Source organism: Pseudoalteromonas sp. DY56-GL22, assembly GCF_041414715.1.
Lineage (GTDB): Bacteria > Pseudomonadota > Gammaproteobacteria > Enterobacterales > Alteromonadaceae > Pseudoalteromonas > Pseudoalteromonas simplex.
Genome location: NZ_JANHZR010000006.1, coordinates 66,084 through 87,161, shown reverse-complemented (window position 1 = coordinate 87,161; position 21,078 = coordinate 66,084). Strand labels below are relative to the sequence as shown.

Genomic DNA, 21,078 nt, shown 5'->3' with positions numbered 1-21,078 from the left:
CGAGCAGAAAATTCGTATAAAATCCGCGAACTTTTATTTCTGCTGGTGCAGGTTTCACTCGTTTTAAGGTTGGTTTAGCATGAATAAACCCTTCGATAAAATTAAGCTTCATGGCTTTAATAACTTAACTAAGAGCTTAAGCTTTAGTATTTACGATATTTGTTACGCAAAGACGGAACAACAGCGTAAAGAATATATTGAATATATCGACGAACAGTACAGTGCTGATCGCCTTACCGATATTTTAGGTGAAGTTGTGGATATTATTGGCGCAAACATTCTAAATGTTTCTCGCCAAGATTATGATCCGCAAGGTGCCAGCGTGACAATCTTGATCTCTGAAGAGCCAATTGAGCAACAAACAACGTATGACGTTGATGAGGCGCCGGGCCCTCTTCCTGAAACAGTAGTAGCGCACTTAGACAAGAGCCACATCTGTGTTCACACATACCCAGAAGCACACCCTGATGATGGTATTTGTACGTTCCGTGCTGATATCGAAGTATCAACGTGTGGCATTATTTCGCCATTAAAAGCGTTAAACTTCTTAATTCACAGCCTTGAGTCTGATGTTGTAACAATTGACTACCGCGTACGTGGTTTTACTCGTGACGTAGATGGTGTTAAACACTATATCGATCACGCAATTAACTCAATTCAGAACTACATGACTGAAGATACCAAAGAAGCGTACCAAATGATGGACGTGAACGTGTATCAAGAGAACTTGTTCCACACGAAGATGATGTTAAAAGAAACTGACTTGAATACTTACCTATTCGGTGTTTCTACAGCAGATCTTTCTGAAGAAGAAGAAGAAGTTATCTACTCTAAGCTGACCCGCGAGATGCAAGAAATCTTCTACGGTCGCAACTTACCAGACACAGAGTAAGTCACTAAAGCTTTAAAAAAACGGCGCGTAATGTAAGTTACGCGCCGTTTTTTATGCCTCATTGACTGCACTTATCTGTGCTTATATGCTGATTAAAAGGCCAATTTAAGGATAGATATGTCAGTTATTCTCTCGCAGTCAGTGTTTTTAGCAGAGCAAGTGCGTGACCATGAAGGACCCGCAGCTAAGCGTTCTGGTATCACCTTGTATGAGCTTATGGAGCGAGCAGGGCTGGCAACTTATCAGCAAGCTATCAGCTATTTTCCTAAAGCAAGAACATTCGTTGTGTTAGCGGGCGTTGGTAATAATGCCGGCGATGGTTATGTTGTTGCTCGTTTAGCTAAACAAGCGGGCAAACAGGTTACGGTTATTGCAGCAATACCTGATAAACCGCTCAAAGGTGATGCGCTCAGTGCTCAGCAAGCTTGGCTCGACGCAGGAGGGGAAATAACCGCTGATGCCAGTGCTATTGAGCGTGCAGATATCATTATTGATGGCCTGCTTGGCACGGGAATTCAAAGCGCGGTGCGCGAGCCATTTTCACAACTGATTAAAGCTGCCAACGAAAGCCAAGTGCCGATAGTTGCTATTGATCTACCTTCAGGCATTCATGCAGACACAGGTGTCGTACAAGGAGTGGCAATCAAAGCCGCGCTCACTGTGACTTTTGTGGGGATTAAACAAGGTTTAGTGACAGGGCAAGGTAGAGCGCATACAGGGACGCTAGAGTTTAATGATTTAGGTATTGAAGATGCCTTTTTAAAACTGACATCACCCACGGCAGAGCTTATCAATTATCAGACACAGCCGAGGCTTTCTGATCGCGATAACAACAGCCATAAAACCAGCCATGGTAAATTGCTGTGTATTGGTGGTAATTCAGGGACTGCAGGCGCTATTCGTTTAACCGCAGAGGCAGCGCTTCGCACCGGTGCGGGTATGGTCAAAGTGTATACCCATAGTAGCTCTATTCTACCAGTGAGTATTGGCCGGCCAGAACTAATGGTGACAGATACAAACCTGATTAGCGCCCTAGAGTGGGCAACTTGTGTGGCTATTGGCCCAGGGCTTGGTCAAGACACTTGGTCGGAAACAACCTTTGAAACCGTCATGCAGTATTGCTTTACTAATAACAAGCCTCTGGTTATTGATGCTGATGCACTTAATTTAATAGCTCAACATGCTTCGTCATTTCCATTGGCGAATACCGTAATCACACCACACCCCGGTGAGGCTGCAAGGTTACTTAATTGTCGCGCTCGCGATATTGAAGAAAATCGCTTTCATGCGGTAAAGCAGCTCGCACGTAGCTATACCACTACTTGTGTACTCAAAGGCGCTGGTAGTTTAATTGCTGATAATAACCAAACATGGGTGTGTACCGACGGTAACCCTGCACTTGCTGTTGGCGGCAGTGGCGATGTATTAACAGGTATCATAGCGGCACTAATCGCACAGGGGCTTACTCTTCAGCAAGCAGCTTGCTTAGGCGTAATCTTACATGCAAAAGCTGGTGACATTGCCGCAGAACGTGAAGGCGAAAGAGGCATGTTAGCGAGTGACTTGTTTGCGATAGTGAGGGAGTTGGTTAACTGAGCCGTCAGCCGTCAGCCGTCAGCCGTCAGCCGTCAGCCGTCAGTTTCTGATAGCTGACAGCTTAAAACTGATAGCTAAAAGAAAACCCAGCCGGGGCTGGGTTTTTAAAGCGAGGTGCTTAGGAGGTGATGTTTATCACATCATGCCGCCCATACCACCCATGCCGCCCATGCCGCCCATATCTGGAGCAGCTGGCTCATCTTTCGGGATTTCAGCAACCATTGCTTCAGTTGTGATCATAAGACCCGCGATTGAAGCTGCGTATTGTAGTGCAGAACGCGTTACTTTAGTTGGGTCTAAGATACCCATTTCGATCATGTCGTTGTACTCGCCTGATGCTGCGTTGTAACCGTAGTTACCTTCACCGCCTTTTACTGAGTTAACAACAACAGATGCTTCGTCACCTGCGTTAGTTACGATTTGACGAAGTGGTGCTTCCATCGCACGTAGTGCAACTTTGATACCGTGGCTTTGGTCTTCGTTGTCGCCAGCAAGTTCAACAAGTTTGCTTGCTACGCGAACTAGTGCAACACCACCACCTGGTACAACACCTTCTTCAACCGCTGCGCGAGTTGCGTGAAGTGCATCTTCAACGCGGTCTTTCTTCTCTTTCATTTCGATTTCAGTTGCTGCGCCAACTTTGATTACTGCAACACCGCCAGCTAGTTTAGCCATACGCTCTTGTAGTTTCTCTTTATCGTAGTCAGACGTCGCTTCTTCGATTTGTGCTTTGATTTGTGCAACACGACCATTGATGCCGTCTTCTTCGCCTGCACCGTCGATGATTGTTGTATCATCTTTAGTGATCACAACGCGCTTCGCTGTACCTAGGTCTTCGATTGTCGCTTTCTCTAGCTCTAAACCGATTTCTTCAGAAATAACAGTACCACCTGTTAATACTGCGATGTCTTGTAGCATTGCTTTACGACGGTCGCCAAAACCAGGTGCTTTAACCGCAGATACTTTAACGATACCGCGCATGTTGTTTACAACAAGTGTTGCAAGTGCTTCACCTTCAAGGTCTTCAGCAATGATAAGTAGTGGCTTGCTAGCTTTAGCTACTGCTTCTAATGTAGGTAGTAGCTCACGGATGTTAGATACTTTTTTGTCTACAAGTAGAATGAATGGGTTGTCTAGCTCTACAGCGCCTTTTTCAGCGTTGTTGATGAAATAAGGAGAAAGGTAACCGCGGTCAAACTGCATACCTTCAACTACGTCTAGTTCGTTTTCTAACGACTGACCTTCTTCAACAGTGATAACGCCTGAATCACGGCCTACTTTTTCCATTGCTTCTGCAATGATGTCACCGATTTCTTTATCAGAGTTAGCAGAAATAGTACCTACTTGTGCAATTGCTTTAGTGTCTGCACATGGAACTGACAGTGCTTTAAGCTCTTCAACTGCTGCAGTAACTGCTTTGTCGATACCACGCTTAAGGTCCATTGGGTTCATACCCGCTGCAACTGCTTTTAAGCCTTCGTTTACGATAGCTTGCGCTAATACTGTTGCAGTTGTTGTACCGTCACCTGCAGCGTCATTCGCTTTAGACGCTACTTCTTTAACCATTTGAGCGCCCATGTTTTCGAACTTGTCTTCAAGTTCGATTTCTTTTGCAACAGATACACCATCTTTAGTGATCACTGGAGCGCCGAATGATTTGTCTAATACAACGTTACGGCCTTTAGGACCTAAAGTTACTTTTACTGCGTTTGCTAAAATGTTTACGCCAGTTAGCATTTTGCCACGTGCGTCACCTGCAAAAAGTACTTCTTTTGCTGCCATGATTAAATTCCTCTTAAATTCTGTAAACGGGTTGCTAAACGAAAAGTAGGATTAGCCTACAATGCCTAGAATGTTATCTTCACGCATGATCAGGTACTCTTGACCTTCGATCTTTTCAGCTTTTTCAACATAAGAGCCGAACAGCACAGTGTCACCGGCTTTAACTTCTAATGCTCTTATTTCACCGTTGTCTAAAACACGGCCATTACCAACAGCGATAACTTCTCCGCGAGTTGATTTTTCAGCTGCAGAGCCAGTTAATACAATACCGCCAGCAGACTTAGTTTCTTCTTCTAGACGCTTAACGATGACGCGATCATGTAAAGGACGAATGTTCATTTATTTAGTTCTCCTAACAGTTTCTGAACAGTACAGAAAAAATCTTGTGTTATTGCAGGGGAGTGCTAAGCCACCCGTTGCGTTTCATTGCATTCATTAATGGGGGTGGCTTAAAAAAATCCAAGTACAAAAATTAAAAAATTTTAATCTTTTCGCTCAAATTCACCATCAATAGTTGTAGGTTGATGGTTTGGCTCTTCATGAGTGGTTGTTTTACTATGGTATTGGAAGTGTGCAGAGCCTTGATTTGCCTGTGAACTCATACGCACGGTCGCTTGACTAGCAAGGCCTGCAGCCAGTTTGTTGCGGATTGCTGGCGTAAGTAGTAAAAAGCCAAAAAAGTCAGTCATGATGCCTGGTGTCATTAATAAAACACCGGCGATAATCACACATAATCCAGTAAATAATTCTTTTGCAGGCATTTGCCCTTGTGCCATTTGTAATTGCACGTTTTGAATCGCGCCCATACCTTGCTGCTTCACTAATTTCGCACCGACAATCGCGGTCACAATTACAAGCGCTATGGTGGCAAAGCCGCCGATCACTTCACTCACTTGGATGAGTAACGCGATCTCCACAATCGGCACTAAAATAAATAACAAAAACAAAAATCTAAACATAACGCTCTCTAAAAAATGTCATTCTCTTTCGAGTCAGTGAAATATAAATTGGGGTGAGCAGGTCATTTTTCAAGACGGAACCTAGGATCACCTTGCTCGCTACACATTATAGTTACTATCGGCTACTATGGTGCGACTCACGTAATCAAATAAAGGTTCCTTATGACTACGCATTTTCGACTTATTTTTACGACTTGTGCAAATGAGGCTGAAGCCCGTCAGTTGGCGCAACATCTAGTTAAAGAAAAGCTAGCTGCTTGTGTGAACATTTTGCCTACTATTGAATCTATTTACATGTGGGAAGGCGAGGTAACTCAAGCTATTGAGAGTAAGTTACTGATCAAAACTAAGTCAGAAAAAATGAATGAGGTGATCCAAACTATCAAGAAATTGCATAGTTATCAGGTGCCTGAAATTCAGGTCGTTGATGTGGCTACGGGCAATTTAGCCTATTTTAATTGGATGGATGAGGTACTTAATTAATGCGATCGTTCCTTTTATTACTTTGTGCATTGTGGCTTATGCCAGCAAGTGCAAGTAATAACAATTTACTTGGAAATCTACTACAACCTGCGGAGCAAACATTTCTCCGGGTTGATCAGGCGTTTGTTTTCGATTTTGACCAGCAAGGCAAAACCTTATTTATTGGCTGGGATATTGCGCCTGATTATTACCTTTACAAAAAGAAAGTCGAAATTATTGCCAAAGGCGCTGATATTGAAGTTCCTGATCTTGGCAAGGGCGTGATTATTGAAGATGAATTTTTTGGTAAGACCGAGGTATTCTTTGATTCGTTAAGTGTGGTTTCTAAGCTCAGCAACGTCACAGAAGGTGCAGTTGTTAAAGTGCGTTTTCAAGGCTGCGCCGAAGCAGGGTTATGTTATCCGCCAGAAGTTAGAACCATTCCTTTATCTGTGATTGCAGGTGAGCAAGTATCACAGACTGCAGATGCGGGGAACGCATTAGCGGCATTAACACAAGCAGCTGATACAAATGAAGCATCATCAGCGCCCTCTCAAGAAGCATCAAAACCAGCAGGTGAGCAGTCGTATACTGATAAATTGGCATCGCAAGGTTTACTAACGAACCTAGTAATCTTCTTTTTAGTGGGTATTGGTCTGGCTTTTACGCCTTGCGTATTTCCAATGTTTCCGATTTTGTCGAGCCTTATTGCGGGTCAGCAGAATTTGTCGACTAAAAAAGCGTTCTCGCTGTCTTTTGTGTATGTACAAGGTATGGCCGTTACTTACGCAGCACTGGGCTTAGTGGTTGCATCATTAGGTGGGCAAGTACAAGGGTATTTACAGCATCCTACTGTACTAATTAGCTTTAGTATCTTATTTGTATTGCTGGCAATGTCGATGTTTGGCTGGTACGAAATCAAATTACCTAGCGGCATGATGAATAAACTCACTCAGGTTAGTAACCAGCAAAAAGGCGGCAACTATGTTGGCGTATTTATGATGGGTGTACTGTCTGGTTTGATTGCTTCACCGTGTACAACAGCACCTTTATCTGCTGCTTTACTTTATGTGGCGCAAAGTGGTGACTATCTAGTTGGTGGTTTAACACTTTATGTGCTCAGTTTAGGCATGGGCTTACCATTATTATTGCTGGGGACTTCTGGTGGTAAATTACTACCAAAAGCCGGTGGTTGGATGGAGCAAGTGAAAACCCTATTTGGTTTCATTATGCTAGTTGTACCACTCATTCTGCTTGAGCGTATTGTTGATATTGAAATCATTTGGTTAATGGCGGGTTTATTAGCACTTGCTACAGCGCTTTATTTACACCATTGGCAAAGTGGCCAATCACAGGGCAAGCTAAAAACAGCATTGTGGTTTACTGCTACCTTATTGGTTGTAACTGGGGCGAGTTTAACGAAAAGTTATTTCTGGCCAAGTAAAGCGGTGGTTGGAGAAGCTGCTGTACAAACACATGGTTTTAGACAAGTTGCTAATCTAAGTGAATTAAAAGAAGAAATTGCACAGGCAAGTAGCGAAGGGCGCTTAGTAATGGTCGACTTATATGCCGACTGGTGCGTTGCCTGTAAAGAGTTTGAGCACTACACGTTTCCTGACGCTAAAGTACAAGAGCAATTTGCTCACTTTGAATTAATTCAAATCGATTTAACCGAAAGTGATGCAAAAACAATTGAGCTAATGGAAGAATACACGGTATTTGGGTTGCCGAGCATTTTGTTCTTTGATAGCCAAGGTAATGAGCTTTTAGAGCAACGTGTAACAGGCTTTTTAAATGCCAAAGACTTTGCAGAACATTTAGCAACAGTACGAAATAGCGCTAAATAAACGCAAACGTGCAAGAAAATAGCAAAACGCCACTCATCTGAGTGGCGTTTTTGTATCTGCATCGTAAAAAATACTTATTTTAAGTGAAAAATAGCAAATTCACTGATTGAAGTTCAATTAATCAGCAGGAAAACAGCTGGAATGACACTGTTGTGTGCCTTGCTATGCTTGACTTTACCACGAATGGGGAGTGATTAGACCAGTATTTTGCTGCTATTTACGTCGAAATATCTATAATAGGTGGTTAACGTGAGAAATAGTTGCTATTTTACATCAGCACGCTTAGGTTAAGCGTGGGTTTATGATGAATATGGTTAAACTGCTTACTTATAGGATATATCGCGTATTATGGCTGCAAAATTCAAACTTTTAGTTCTAAATGGGCCAAATTTAAACATGCTTGGCAAGCGTGAACCAGAAAAGTACGGTACTCAATCTCTTGATGAGATTATAGCTGAACTTAGCCTGGTTGCTGCCGGTCTCAATGTTGATTTAACGCATTTCCAAAGTAACAGTGAAGCTGCATTAATAGAACGCATTCACGATGCATGGCAAGCGGTTGATGCAATAATTATCAATCCTGCTGCATTTACGCACACAAGCGTAGCCTTACGGGATGCATTACTCAGTGTAAACATTCCCTTTTACGAGGTGCATTTAAGTAATGTGCATGCTCGAGAAGCATTCCGTCATCATTCGTATTTTTCGGATGTTGCACAAGGCGTCATTATTGGATTAGGAGCAATGGGTTATAAGGTGGCACTTGAAGCTGCTGTTAGCCGGTTGCAAAACACACATTAATTTTTAAATAACTAACAGGCGGGTCGTTCAATGGATATTCGCAAGATCAAAAAACTTATCGAACTAGTAGAAGAATCTGGTATTGCTGAATTAGAAATCACTGAAGGTGAAGAGTCAGTACGCATCAATCGTAACAATATGTCTGCAGCACCTGCAATGCAGTATGCACCACAACAGTTTGCAGCACCTGCGCCAGCAGCGGCACCAGCTCCAGTAGCAGAGGCTCCAGCAGCAGAAGCGGCTGCTCCAGCTGCACCGACTGGCCATCAAGTTAAATCTCCTATGGTTGGTTCATTCTACTCAGCGGCTTCTCCAGAAGCAGCACCATACGTAGAAGTAGGTTCTAAAGTAAATGTTGGCGATACGTTATGTATCGTTGAAGCAATGAAGATGATGAACCAAATCGAATCTGATAAAGCAGGCACAGTAAAAGCTATCTTAGTTGAAAATGGCGAGCCAGTAGAATTCGATCAACCTTTATTCATCATTGAATAATAGCGCAACAAAAGGCCAACTCTATGTTAGATAAAGTAGTCATTGCAAACCGAGGTGAAATTGCACTTCGCGTACTGCGCGCCTGCAAAGAGCTTGGGATCAAAACTGTTGCTGTGCATTCAACGGCAGACCGTGATCTTAAGCACGTGTTACTGGCAGACGAAACAATTTGTATTGGTAAACCAGCAGCCACTGAAAGTTACTTAGATATTCCGCGCATTATTGCAGCGGCAGAAGTAACAGATGCAGTTGCTATCCACCCAGGTTATGGTTTCCTTTCTGAAAATGCAGACTTTGCTGATCAAGTTGAGCAAAGCGGCTTTGTATTTATCGGTCCTAAAGGCGACACAATTCGTTTAATGGGTGACAAAGTTTCTGCAATCGAAGCGATGCGTAAAGCCGGTGTACCTTGTGTACCAGGTTCTGATGGCCCATTAACGGCAGACAGTGAGCGCAACATTCAAATTGCTAAGCGTATTGGTTACCCTGTAATCATTAAAGCAGCAGGCGGCGGCGGTGGTCGTGGTATGCGTGTTGTTCGCAGCGAAAAAGAACTGATTGATTCAATCGCTCTTACTCAGCAAGAAGCTAAGCAGTTCTTTGGTAATGGCATGGTTTACATGGAAAAATTCCTTGAAAACCCACGTCACATCGAAGTTCAAGTACTTGCAGACGGTCAAGGCAATGCAGTTCACTTAGGTGAGCGTGATTGTTCAATGCAACGTCGTCACCAAAAAGTTGTTGAAGAAGCGCCAGCGCCAGGTATCACAGCTGAAATGCGTAAGTTCATCGGTGACCGTTGTACTCGTGCATGTATCGAAATCGGTTATCGCGGTGCAGGTACGTTCGAATTCTTATACGAAAACGGCGAGTTCTATTTCATCGAAATGAATACCCGTATTCAGGTTGAGCACCCAGTAACAGAAATGGTCACTGGCGTTGACTTAATCAAAGAACAGCTAAAAATTGCAGCGGGTCAGCCATTATCATTCACACAAGAAGATGTGGTTATTCGTGGTCATGCAATTGAGTGCCGTATTAATGCGGAAGACCCAGACACCTTTATTCCATCACCAGGTAAAATCACGCGATTCCACCCTGCTGGCGGTCTAGGTATTCGTTGGGACAGCCACATCTACGCAGATTACACAGTACCACCTCATTACGATTCAATGATTGGTAAGCTGATCTGTTACGGAGAAAACCGTGATGTAGCTATTGCTCGTTCACGCAATGCGTTAAACGAATTAGTGATCGATGGCATCAAGACCAACACACCACTGCACAAGAAAATCTTGGCAGATGAGAACTTCCAAAACGGTGGTACAAACATCCACTACCTTGAGAAGAAACTAGGTCTGTAAACAAAATTCTGTTTAAGCTAAAAAGCCGGCAACTTTGCCGGCTTTTTTTTGTCAAACTAGGCATAAGAGCGGCTCTCGCCTTACAAAATTATTCTGGTATGATTAACAAAGTAATGTGTTTTTAGTTTTTCATGAGGTAATAATGACCGACAGTGTTGGTTTTCCACTCGCTGATGAAGCAGCAACGGTTAATATGGGTAAGCAACTTGCAACCTTAATGGAGCAAGGAGCAGTCATCTATTTACATGGTGATTTAGGTGCCGGTAAAACGACATTAACCCGTGGTATCGTGCAAGGTTTCGGTCATCAAGGTAAGGTTAAGAGTCCAACTTATACACTGGTTGAGCCTTACCAATTAGCTAAAGCTGATGTCTATCACTTTGATTTATATCGCTTAGGTGATCCTGAAGAACTTGAATATATGGGAATTCGTGACTATTTTTCACCACAGGCCATTTGTGTTGTGGAATGGCCTGAAAAAGGCGGCGAATTTATTCCAACACCAGATCTTGATATCACCCTACGCTATGAAGGCGAGGCGCGTGCTATTACAATTAATAGCTTAACCGAGCGTGGTAAGGCTATTGTTCAGCAACTTACGAGCGCGCAAGAATAAACATATAAAAATAAAGGTGTATTAGTAAAAATGGGTCGTTGTACGTTTAAACTATTAACTACTTTGATGTTATTGGTTGTTAGCCAGATTGCGCTTGCACAAAATACCATTAATAGCGTACGAGTGTGGCCCTCACCTGACAGCACTCGAGTGGTCTTTGATTTAAACGATAAGCCTGATTTCAGCTATTTCATGCTGAAAAACCCAGCTCGTTTAGTCATTGATTTAAAAAATACCGACAAACTAGATAGCTTGCCTGCTATTCCTAAAAAGCATCAGATTGTTTCCAAACTGCGTTACTCAAAACCAAAAGACAGCAAAAGTGTGCGTTTTGTCTTTGAGCTAGCCCGTGCCAGTAAACCTGTTGTATTTGCTTTACTACCAACCGATCCCTACAAGCATCGTTTAGTGGTTGACCTTGTTGATAAAACACCGAAGGCAGAACCTGTTGCTTCGACCAATACCAGTGTGAAAAAACGCGAACTTAATCAAGAGCGCGATATTGTTATTGCCATTGATGCAGGTCATGGTGGTGAAGACCCCGGTTCAATTGGTCCATCAGGCACTTATGAAAAAGATATTACGCTACAAATAGCGAAGCGCTTAGAGCGAATGATAGATGCTGAAAAAGGCATGATTTCGCGTATGGTGCGCCGCAGTGATTACTTTGTAAATCTAAACACCCGTACCAGCATAGCTCGTAAGAAAAAAGCTGACTTCTTTGTGTCGATTCATGCGGATGCCTTTACTAGTCCACAACCAAACGGTGCCTCAGTGTGGGTGCTATCACTACGCCGCGCTAATTCAGAAATTGGTAAATGGATTGAGGATAAAGAAAAGCACTCAGAGCTTTTAGGTGGTGCAGCTGGGGTATTAAAAGATACTGCAAGCGAAAAATATTTAGCACAAGCACTGCTAGATATGTCGATGGATCACTCGATGAAAACAGGTTTTAGTGTCGCAGAAGAAGTGGTTAGCGAATTACGAAAAGTGGCTAAAATGCATAAAAAACGCCCGCAAGCGGCGAGCCTTGCGGTATTGAAATCACCCGATATTCCGTCTATTTTGGTCGAAACAGGGTTTATTTCGAATCCGCGTGAAGAGCGAATGCTAAAAACGGCGCAGCATCAGGAGCGCTTAGCTAAAGCAATTTTCACCTCGATTAAAAATTACTACATGAAGAATCCACCAGATGACTCACTATTTGCTAAGTTAAAGTCGCAGTTTCCGACTAAACACAAAGTTCGCCCTGGTGAATCGTTAAGTATTTTAGCAAGCAGATACAACACCTCTGTGAGTAAGCTAAAAACGGCCAACAACTTAAAATCGAATACCTTATTTATTGGTCAAGAGCTTGATATTCCTCAAAGCTAGTCAATTTTCGTGTTAGGAACACTATGAGTATAGAAATACTACCCGCGCGATTGGCTAACCAAATTGCTGCGGGTGAAGTGGTTGAACGCCCAGCATCCGTTGTTAAAGAGCTGGTAGAAAACAGTTTAGATGCTGGCGCAACGCGCATTCAAATAGATATTGAGCGTGGTGGGCATAAGCTAATTCGTATCCGCGATAATGGCTCTGGCATTAATAAAGATGAGCTAACATTAGCCTTGTCGCGCCATGCTACGAGTAAGCTTAAGTCACTCGATGATCTTGAGAACATTTGCTCACTGGGTTTTCGTGGTGAAGCGTTAGCATCAATTAGTTCTGTTTCTCGCTTAACCTTAAGCTCAAAGCCAAAGCAGCAAGAGGCTGCATGGCAAGCGTTTGCTGAAGGTCGCGATATGGCGGTGCAGATTAAGCCAACCGCACACCCTGATGGTACCACCATTGAGGTGAAAGACTTATTCTTTAATACCCCTGCGCGCCGTAAATTTCTTCGCACCGAGAAAACCGAGTTTTCACATATTGATGAGCTCATAAAGCGTATTGCGCTGAGTCGTTTTGATGTCTCTATCACCCTGACTCATAATGGCAAGGTCGTGCGTCAATACCGTGCTAAACCAAACCCTGAGCAAGCGATAAGCCGTGTTGCACAAGTGGCGGGTAAGGCATTTAGTGAACAGGGGCTGCATATTCAGTCAGGTGAAGCAGGTTTGATGTTACGAGGTTGGGTATTGCCCGTGGGCTCAACGAATAGCACGCAATATACCTATGTGAATAATCGCATGATGCGCGATAAACTCATTTTGCATGCAATCCGCCAAGCCTTTGAAGAAGTCGCAGGCTCTGAAGAGCTGCCAGGTTTTGTCATTTATATTGATATTGACCCACGTCAGGTCGATGTAAATGTGCACCCAGCTAAACATGAAGTGCGTTTTCATCAAGGCCGTTTAGTGCATGACTTTATTCTACAGGCAATAAAACAAGTGGTGGTACCGCTTCAGCATGAAGCTGGTTTTACAGAGCATAATGACACTGCTTTTCAGCATGCTTCGTTTGATGAGGCGCACTCAAGCAGCATGCAGCCAAGTTTTACTCAATCAGCGCCAACAGAGCAATATGATTACCCTAAATCTGAATTACAGCCGACACGTTCAGCGAGTTATTCAGGGGCAACAGGAGCAGGGCGCTCTGGTGGTGGCTTTAGTAGCGACAGCCAAGGCCGCAGTAAAACATCGCATCAAGATGTCAATGCATTTTATCAAGGGATCAGTGAGCAACATGCTGCGCATTTTGACCAAGTACGCCCAGAGCCAAGCTTTACAGCACCGGTTGTTGAGCAAGCTAAGCTTGCCAAACTCATCCACGTACGCGAGGGCGAATGCGTATTTAGTGAAGACAACCAACTCTTTGCTGCGCACTTTAAGCATGCTTTAGCACTCGACTGGCAAGCGCACGTAGAGCAAGCAGGTAGCCTTGATGGCAAAGCCTTGTTGTTACCTGTGCGAGTAAATGTAAGTGCTGATGATATTAGTGCGTTAAATGCTCAGCAGTCGTGGTTTACCTTACTTGGTTTTGATTTAGTAATAGAAAAACAGTTTGTGATGGTTAAAAAGCTTCCGCCTTGCGTGTATTTACTTGATGTAAGTGATGCTATTGAGCGGCTTATTGCTGGCTGTAAAGCCTCACCAAGTTCACTCGATGAATGGTTAGCTTGGTTAACTCAACAAATACCAACACGTTATTACGCAAGCCAAGCCTTTATGGAGCAAGTGGCTCGGTTAGAAAATAATCCACAAACTATGCAACTTTTACGTCAAAAAGCAGTTAAAATAGAACTATCTCAGTTTTTAAACTAAGCAAGGTATTTAGGCTTGAATAACTTACCCGTCATTTTTTTAATGGGACCAACCGCTGCAGGGAAAACAGATTTAGCAATTTCGCTGTGTGAGCATTTAAACACAGAAATAATCAGTGTTGATTCAGCATTAGTCTATAAAGATATGGACATCGGCACGGCAAAGCCAAATGCCGAAGAGCTTGCTCGTGCGCCGCATCACTTAATTGATATTATTGACCCAGCAGATAGTTATTCAGTGGCAGATTTTCGCCGTGATGCAATTGAAAAGATTGATCTATTTCATCAGCAAGGTAAAGTACCTGTATTGGTTGGCGGTACAATGATGTATTTTAAGTCGCTTATTGATGGCTTATCACCGCTACCAGAGGCATCACCTGAAGTACGTGCTGAACTCGAAAAAGAAGCAGCGCAGTTTGGTTGGCCACATTTGCATAAAGAACTTGTGAAAATCGATCCTGATGCAGCGAAAAAAATGAGCGAAAATGATTCGCAAAGAATTAATCGTGCATTAGAAGTGTATCGTATAACAGGTAAAACAATGACTGAGCTGCAAAAACAAAAGCAGCCTGAGCTTCCTTATACTTTCTATCAATTTGCCATTGCACCTGATGATCGCAGTGAATTACATCAGCGAATTGAGAAAAGGTTTAAAATAATGCTCGATCAGGGGTTTGAAAATGAAGTTTCATCCCTATATAAACGTAAGGATTTACACCCAGACCTACCTTCGATTCGTTGTGTGGGTTATAGACAAATGTGGGATTACATTGCTGGCGAAATTGACTATGATGAAATGGTCTTTCGTGGTATTGCAGCCACACGGCAGTTAGCCAAGCGACAACTGACTTGGTTAAGAGGTTGGCCTGAAGTAATTTGGTTGACTACGGGTGATGAAGAAAACTTGCAACGTGTAGTAAGTTCGCTAAGCTAGTAGTAGCTGAAAGTTTTTTAGCTTTGTTAAATTAGTTCAGCTACTTAATTATAATAACACCTAGAACGAAGGAAAATAACATGGCAAAAGGCCAGTCGTTACAAGACCCATTTTTAAATGCGTTACGTCGTGAGCGCATTCCAGTATCAATCTTTTTGGTTAATGGCATTAAATTGCAGGGTAAAATCCAGTCATTTGACCAATTTGTTATTTTACTTGAAAACACCGTAAATCAAATGGTGTATAAACACGCTATTTCAACTGTTGTTCCAGCGCGTTCTGTTAACTTCCAAGGCGTTCAAGGAAGTGATGATTCAGAAGAGCAAGAATCTGGAAATTTTTAAACTTAGGAGCGTAATGCTTGTTTGACCGTTATGAAGCCGGCGAACAGGCAGTTTTAGTTCATATCGACTTACCCAAAGAGGGAGATCGCGAAGATCTTCACGAATTAGAGTTGTTGGTATCTTCTGCTGGTGTTAGTAGTTTGGCGATTGTGCAAGGCAGTCGTCAAGCACCGCATCCGAAACTTTTCGTCGGGACCGGAAAAGCAGAAGAAATCGCTGAAACTGTCAAAATCCACAATGCAGATGTCATTATTTTCAACCATCAACTTAGCCCGTCACAGGAACGCAATTTAGAGCGCGTTTGCCAGTGCCGCGTTCTTGATCGTACGAGTTTGATCTTAGATATTTTTGCGCAGCGAGCGCGAACTCACGAAGGTAAACTTCAGGTTGAGTTAGCTCAGTTACGCCATATTTCTACTCGCTTGATCCGTGGTTGGACCCACCTTGAAAGACAAAAAGGCGGGATAGGGTTACGTGGTCCGGGTGAAACCCAGCTCGAAACCGATAGACGATTACTGCGCGCAAGAATTAAAAATATTCGTGCCCGTTTAGATAAAGTTGCTGTTCAACGTGAGCAGGGGCGACGTGCGCGTACGCGAAATGAAATTCCAACTGTGTCACTAGTAGGTTATACCAATGCGGGTAAATCAACGTTATTTAACCGTATTACTGACTCAGATGTGTATGCTGCTGATCAGCTATTCGCAACCCTAGATCCAACCTTACGTAAGTTAGATATCGGCGATATAGGTCCAATTATTTTAGCGGATACGGTAGGTTTCATTCGTCACTTACCTCATGACCTTGTTGCAGCATTTAAAGCGACCTTAACAGAAACCCGTGAAGCTGATTTACAGTTGCATGTTATCGATGTGGCAGACCCTCGTCGAAAAGAAAATATTGAGCAAGTACAGTCTGTTTTAAAAGAAATCGAAGCAGATGAAGTGCCGCAATTATTGGTTTATAACAAAATTGATGCGCTAGATGACGTTGCGCCACGTATAGATAGAAACGACGAAGGTCAACCGGTACGAGTCTGGTTGTCGGCGCGCACTGGTGTTGGCTGTGAACTGCTAAGTGAGGCAATTAATGAGTTACTTGCCAAGAAGATGTTTGCTGATGAGCTAAAATTACCACCACAACATGGTCGTATTCGTGCAGCATTATTCAACTTAAACGCAGTTCATCAAGAACGTTTTGATGAGCAAGGAAACTGGTTATTATCGGTACGCTTGCCAATGGCAGAATGGAATCGCTTAAAAAAAGAGATGGGACAAGACCTCGACTCTTTTGTAGTGACTGATTAAAAATCGCCAGCATTTGTCTTTTTTAGTATGAGAAATGCTGTAGATTTGATAGATTTAACCTAATTCATTTAGATAACAATGGAGTATAGCTATGGCCTGGAATGAACCGGGTAATAATGGCAATGATAAAGATCCGTGGAATAATAAAGGCGGAAAAGATCAAGGCCCACCTGATTTAGACGAGGTAATGCGTAAATTCGGCAACAAGTTTGGCGGTTTATTTGGTGGTAATAAGCCAGGTAAAAACGGCGGCGGACTTGGTGGCGCAGGCATTTCTTTCATCCTTATTATTGCCGTCATTGTATGGGCATTAAGTGGTATTTACACGGTAAAAGAAGCCGAGCGCGGTATTGTTTTACAATTTGGACAATACAATCGCATTGCAGAACCTGGCTTACGTTGGAAAATGACCTTCATTGAACGCGTGATCCCTGTAGATATTGAAGCGGTTCGCTCGTTATCTGCAAAAGGTTTCATGCTGACAGAAGACGAGAACGTGGTAAATGTAGAGTTTGAAGTACAATACCGTGTTATCGATCCACACCTATACAAGTTTAGCGTAACCGACGCAGATGGCAGCTTGAAACAAGCGCTTGATAGTGCTCTTCGTTATGTGATTGGTCATGTAAAAATGGACCAAGTGCTAACAACTGGTCGTGAGTTAGTGCGCCAACAAACGTGGGATGAACTAAACAAAATCATTGAGCCTTACAACTTGGGTATTATCGTAAGCGATGTGAACTTTAAAGATTCACGTCCGCCGGGTGAAGTAAAAGACGCGTTTGATGATGCTATTGCTGCACAAGAAGATGAAGAACGCTTTATCCGTGAAGCTGAAGCTTACGCTCGTGAAATTGAGCCTCGTGCCCGTGGTCAAGTTACGCGTATGACACAAGAAGCAGAAGCGTACCGTGAGCGTATTACTTTAGAAGCGCAAGGTGAAGTAGCACGTTTTGAAAAACTGTTACCTGAGTACCAAGCTGCGAAAGAAGTAACCCGTAAGCGCTTATATATCGATGCGATGGAAGAAGTGCTAGGTAACAGCTCTAAAGTGTTAGTTGATGTAGAGGGCGGTAATAATATGATGTATCTACCGCTTGATAAAATCATGGAAAAGCAAGGTACAGCAACGCGTGTTGCGCTACCAAGCTCAAGTGATATTCAAGATCTTCGCAATAAGTTAAATCCATCACGTAACAGCACGGTTAATTCAAGTAATGATCGTTTCGCAACTGACCGTTTTAATGAGGGGAGATAAGTAAGATGAAAAATTTTAGTTTAGTAATACTTGCCCTTGCAGTTGTGCTGTCTTTTTCTGCGATTTTTGTTGTACAAGAAGGCGAAAAAGCAATTGTCTTATTATTCAGCAAAGTTGAAAAAGACAGTGACGATAACGCTGTAGTATATGGCCCAGGTTTACACTTAAAAGTGCCTTTCTTTAGCCAAGTACGTCGCTTAGATGCACGAATTCAAACGCTAGATGGTGAAGCTGACCGCTTTGTTACTAGTGAGAAAAAAGACTTAATCGTTGATTCTTATGTGAAGTGGCGCATTAATGACTTTAGTGCATTTTACCTACGTGCCCGTGGTGATAAGCAATATGCTGAAACACTGCTTAAGCAAAAGGTGAACAATGGACTTCGTACTAATTTCGGTTCTCGTACAATCAAAGAGATTGTCTCTGGCGAGCGTAGTGAATTGATGGAAGAAGCGTTAGTTCAAGCGTCTGAAAGTGCGCAAGAGCTAGGTATTGAAGTACTTGACGTACGTGTTAAGCAAATTAACTTACCACAAGAAGTGAGTAGCTCAATCTTCCAGCGTATGCGTGCTGAGCGTACTGCAGTAGCTAAAGAGCACCGTTCAGAAGGTCAAGAAAAAGCTGAGACAATTCGCGCAGAAGTAGACCGCCGTGTAACCGTAATGCTTGCAGATGCTGAACGTAATGCTCGTACAGTACGTGGTCAAGGTGATGCTGATGCTGCTGCTATCTATGCTAATGCATATAACAAAGACGCTGAATTCTTTGGTTTTATGCGCAGCCTAGAAGCATACAAAAATACCTTTAAAGATAAACAAGACGTGATGGTAATTTCACCTGATAGCGACTTCTTTAATTATATGAAAGGTACAAAAGTACAGTAAGTAATACTCGTATGATCAAAAGCCCCGCAATTTGTGGGGCTTTTTTGTCTCTGTAAGTGATTAATTTTTATTCTTAACAATTTTATAAACCTCTGTTCTGCATGTAGTTGTTTAAGTAATTGAGAAGATAAAAATTCAGGCGCAGAAAAAATAAGCTAAACGGGGTGATCTTTCACCTCGTTTTCTGATAAAATCTCGTCCTAATTTTTTCTAAGTGAATTTGCAATGGGTAAAAACGTTGTTGTACTAGGCACCCAATGGGGTGACGAAGGTAAGGGTAAGGTAGTTGACCTCCTTACAGACAAAGCATCTTTAGTAGTTCGTTATCAAGGTGGTCATAACGCAGGCCATACTCTGGTAATCAACGGTGAAAAGACGGTTTTACACCTTATTCCATCGGGTGTATTACGTGACAATGTTAAGTGTGTGATCGGTAATGGTGTTGTTTTATCACCAGAAGCATTAATGAAAGAAATTGGCATGCTAGAAGAGCGTGGCGTACCAGTACGTGAGCGCTTATTAATCAGCGAAGCATGTCCATTAATTTTACCTTTCCACATTGCATTAGATTTAGCCCGTGAAAAAGCACGTGGCGATAAGCCAATTGGCACTACAGGTCGTGGTATCGGTCCAGCTTATGAAGATAAAGTAGCACGTCGTGGTTTACGTGTAGGTGACTTATTCAATCCTGAACAGTTTGCTAGCAAGCTTAAAGAAGTATTGGAATACCATAACTTCACTTTAGAGCATTACTACAAAGCTGAACCAGTTGACTTCCAAAAGACATTTGACGATGCAATGGCTATCGCAGATATCTTAAAAGCAATGGTTGTTGATGTTACTGAGCTTCTTGACCAAACGCGTTTAGCGGGCGACAACATCTTATTTGAAGGTGCGCAAGGTACATTACTTGATATCGACCACGGTACTTACCCGTACGTAACATCATCAAACACAACAGCTGGTGGTGTAGCGACTGGTGCTGGTTTTGGTCCATTACACCTTGATTACGTGTTAGGTATTATCAAAGCTTACACTACACGTGTAGGTTCTGGTCCATTCCCTACAGAGCTTTACGACGGTCTTGATAAGCAAGATCCAGTTGGTAAGCACCTAGGTGATAAAGGTCATGAGTTCGGTGCGACGACAGGTCGTTTACGCCGTACAGGTTGGTTAGATGCAGTGGCAATGCGCCGTGCAGTGCAAATCAACAGCATCTCAGGTTTCTGTTTAACTAAACTAGACGTTTTAGACGGTTTAGAAATATTAAAAATCTGTACTGGTTACCAGTTAGAAGATGGCACAGTAACGAACGTTACACCATTAGCAGCTGAAGGTTACGAGAAAGTAACACCAGTATACGAAGAGATGCCAGGCTGGTCAGAAAACACAGTAGGTGCTACGTCAGTTGATCAATTACCGCAAGCGGCACTTGATTACATCAAACGTATTGAAGAAATCACTGGTGTTCCAGTTGATATCATCTCTACTGGCCCAGACCGTGTAGAAACTATGGTATTACGCAGTCCATTTGCATAATCGTCATAGTGACTGAAAAAGCTGCTTCGGCAGCTTTTTTTGTGCCTAAAATTCACTTGGTATAATATTTGTATATTATTTGCTAAGACTGACTTTATTTAAGTGATTTAGATGCGTGTTTTTTTGCCTTTAACATTACTCTTCTCAAGCCTGAGTATGGCTGAAGAGCCTATCACAGCTGTGCCTCTTTACACAGAGAGCGAGTTAATAGGCTTGATCAATAAAAATACACACCTAGCACGCGTAAAGGCAGATGATTGCCAGTTAGTGCAAGATATCGAAGCGCGAGCCAATAAAATGGCACTGCCATCATATCAGTTCCTGTATGGCGATATGCTAGCTTATGCGGTGTGTGTAGACCGTAATGTAGAGTTAGGGGTTTATTACATGCGTCAAGCTGCCCAGCAAGGGCTTGGTGCGGCATTAGAGCAACTAGGTCGCTACTATGATGTAGGTCAGTTAGTGCAGCAAGATAAAGCAATGGCGGTGACCTATTTACGAGAAGCATCAGCTCAAGGTAACCTAAAGGCACAAATGCGTTTGGTTAATCTATTTAATCAAGGTTATGGCAGCCCACGAGATTATGAAGACGCCTACCGTTGGTTATTTCATTCAATGGTTGCCGATAAAGCAACTCACAAGAAAGTCGAAAATTTACTCGCTAAGCTTGCCGAAAAAATGCCAGACAGCGTCGTTGCACGCGCCCGTTTACCTATGTAGGCAAATACATATAAAAAAGGCCAGCTAATGCTGGCCT

General features: G+C 42.9%; 20 protein-coding genes. 17 read left to right on the top strand and 3 right to left on the bottom strand.

Annotated features, from left to right (window positions below; all coding sequences use genetic code 11):
• Nucleotides 1-79: 79 nt before the first annotated feature.
• On the top strand, nt 80-892 hold the full coding sequence (speD, locus tag NO991_RS14130) for an adenosylmethionine decarboxylase (RefSeq protein ID WP_054552422.1): 813 nt from the start codon (nt 80-82) through the stop codon (nt 890-892).
• Between the two features lie 117 nt (nt 893-1,009).
• A complete protein-coding gene (locus tag NO991_RS14125) occupies nt 1,010-2,488 on the top strand; it encodes an NAD(P)H-hydrate dehydratase (RefSeq protein WP_371352137.1) in 1,479 nt (492 codons plus the stop codon).
• A gap of 135 nt (nt 2,489-2,623) precedes the next feature.
• Here NO991_RS14125 and groL read toward each other — a convergent pair whose 3' ends face one another.
• From groL to NO991_RS14110, 3 genes are all read right to left on the bottom strand, one after another.
• Nucleotides 2,624-4,270 (bottom strand): chaperonin GroEL, encoded by a 1,647-nt coding sequence (gene groL, locus NO991_RS14120; RefSeq protein WP_054552424.1) that lies wholly within the window; start codon nt 4,268-4,270, stop codon nt 2,624-2,626.
• Nucleotides 4,271-4,321: 51 nt separating this feature from the next.
• On the bottom strand, nt 4,322-4,609 hold the full coding sequence (locus NO991_RS14115; RefSeq protein WP_300419609.1) for a co-chaperone GroES: 288 nt from the start codon (nt 4,607-4,609) through the stop codon (nt 4,322-4,324).
• 143 nt (nt 4,610-4,752) lie between these two features.
• On the bottom strand, nt 4,753-5,229 hold the full coding sequence (locus NO991_RS14110; RefSeq protein WP_054552425.1) for an FxsA family protein: 477 nt from the start codon (nt 5,227-5,229) through the stop codon (nt 4,753-4,755).
• Nucleotides 5,230-5,391: 162 nt separating this feature from the next.
• Here NO991_RS14110 and cutA point away from each other — a divergent pair, with 162 nt between their 5' ends.
• The 15 genes from cutA (at nt 5,392) to NO991_RS14035 (ending at nt 21,041) form a co-directional block, all read left to right on the top strand.
• Nucleotides 5,392-5,712 carry a divalent-cation tolerance protein CutA gene (gene cutA, locus NO991_RS14105; RefSeq protein ID WP_300419612.1) on the top strand — a complete coding sequence of 107 codons (321 nt, stop codon included), beginning with the start codon at nt 5,392-5,394 and terminating at the stop codon, nt 5,710-5,712.
• Nucleotides 5,712-7,538: a protein-disulfide reductase DsbD gene (locus NO991_RS14100; RefSeq protein ID WP_300545082.1), complete on the top strand. Its 1,827-nt coding sequence runs from the start codon at nt 5,712-5,714 to the stop codon at nt 7,536-7,538. The genes cutA and NO991_RS14100 overlap by 1 nt, the downstream gene beginning before the upstream one ends.
• 348 nt (nt 7,539-7,886) lie before the next feature.
• Nucleotides 7,887-8,339 carry a type II 3-dehydroquinate dehydratase gene (gene aroQ, locus NO991_RS14095; RefSeq protein WP_054552428.1) on the top strand — a complete coding sequence of 151 codons (453 nt, stop codon included), beginning with the start codon at nt 7,887-7,889 and terminating at the stop codon, nt 8,337-8,339.
• Between the two features lie 30 nt (nt 8,340-8,369).
• Nucleotides 8,370-8,834 (top strand): acetyl-CoA carboxylase biotin carboxyl carrier protein, encoded by a 465-nt coding sequence (accB, locus tag NO991_RS14090; RefSeq protein WP_054552429.1) that lies wholly within the window; start codon nt 8,370-8,372, stop codon nt 8,832-8,834.
• 23 nt (nt 8,835-8,857) lie between these two features.
• Nucleotides 8,858-10,198 (top strand): acetyl-CoA carboxylase biotin carboxylase subunit, encoded by a 1,341-nt coding sequence (accC, locus tag NO991_RS14085; RefSeq protein ID WP_054552430.1) that lies wholly within the window; start codon nt 8,858-8,860, stop codon nt 10,196-10,198.
• 142 nt (nt 10,199-10,340) lie between these two features.
• On the top strand, nt 10,341-10,814 hold the full coding sequence (gene tsaE / locus NO991_RS14080; protein WP_054552431.1) for a tRNA (adenosine(37)-N6)-threonylcarbamoyltransferase complex ATPase subunit type 1 TsaE: 474 nt from the start codon (nt 10,341-10,343) through the stop codon (nt 10,812-10,814).
• A 66-nt stretch (nt 10,815-10,880) separates the two neighbouring features.
• Nucleotides 10,881-12,188, top strand: coding sequence for an N-acetylmuramoyl-L-alanine amidase (locus NO991_RS14075; RefSeq protein WP_235523684.1), 1,308 nt, complete (start codon nt 10,881-10,883; stop codon nt 12,186-12,188).
• Between the two features lie 23 nt (nt 12,189-12,211).
• Nucleotides 12,212-14,056 (top strand): DNA mismatch repair endonuclease MutL, encoded by a 1,845-nt coding sequence (gene mutL / locus NO991_RS14070; RefSeq protein ID WP_054552433.1) that lies wholly within the window; start codon nt 12,212-12,214, stop codon nt 14,054-14,056.
• 15 nt (nt 14,057-14,071) lie between these two features.
• Nucleotides 14,072-14,989: a tRNA (adenosine(37)-N6)-dimethylallyltransferase MiaA gene (gene miaA / locus NO991_RS14065; protein WP_082389227.1), complete on the top strand. Its 918-nt coding sequence runs from the start codon at nt 14,072-14,074 to the stop codon at nt 14,987-14,989.
• Between the two features lie 80 nt (nt 14,990-15,069).
• Nucleotides 15,070-15,333: an RNA chaperone Hfq gene (gene hfq, locus NO991_RS14060; protein ID WP_054552435.1), complete on the top strand. Its 264-nt coding sequence runs from the start codon at nt 15,070-15,072 to the stop codon at nt 15,331-15,333.
• A gap of 17 nt (nt 15,334-15,350) precedes the next feature.
• A complete protein-coding gene (gene hflX / locus NO991_RS14055) occupies nt 15,351-16,640 on the top strand; it encodes a ribosome rescue GTPase HflX (RefSeq protein ID WP_054552436.1) in 1,290 nt (429 codons plus the stop codon).
• Nucleotides 16,641-16,731: 91 nt separating this feature from the next.
• Nucleotides 16,732-17,898: an FtsH protease activity modulator HflK gene (gene hflK, locus NO991_RS14050; RefSeq protein ID WP_054552437.1), complete on the top strand. Its 1,167-nt coding sequence runs from the start codon at nt 16,732-16,734 to the stop codon at nt 17,896-17,898.
• Nucleotides 17,899-17,903: 5 nt separating this feature from the next.
• The gene (hflC, locus tag NO991_RS14045; RefSeq protein WP_054552438.1) at nt 17,904-18,782 is read left to right on the top strand and encodes a protease modulator HflC; all 879 of its coding nucleotides are present in this window, start codon (nt 17,904-17,906) and stop codon (nt 18,780-18,782) included.
• Between the two features lie 225 nt (nt 18,783-19,007).
• A complete protein-coding gene (locus NO991_RS14040) occupies nt 19,008-20,321 on the top strand; it encodes an adenylosuccinate synthase (RefSeq protein ID WP_371352136.1) in 1,314 nt (437 codons plus the stop codon).
• Nucleotides 20,322-20,432: 111 nt separating this feature from the next.
• Entirely contained in the window at nt 20,433-21,041 is a 609-nt protein-coding gene (locus NO991_RS14035) for a tetratricopeptide repeat protein (RefSeq protein ID WP_054552440.1), read from the top strand.
• Nucleotides 21,042-21,078 lie beyond the last annotated feature (37 nt).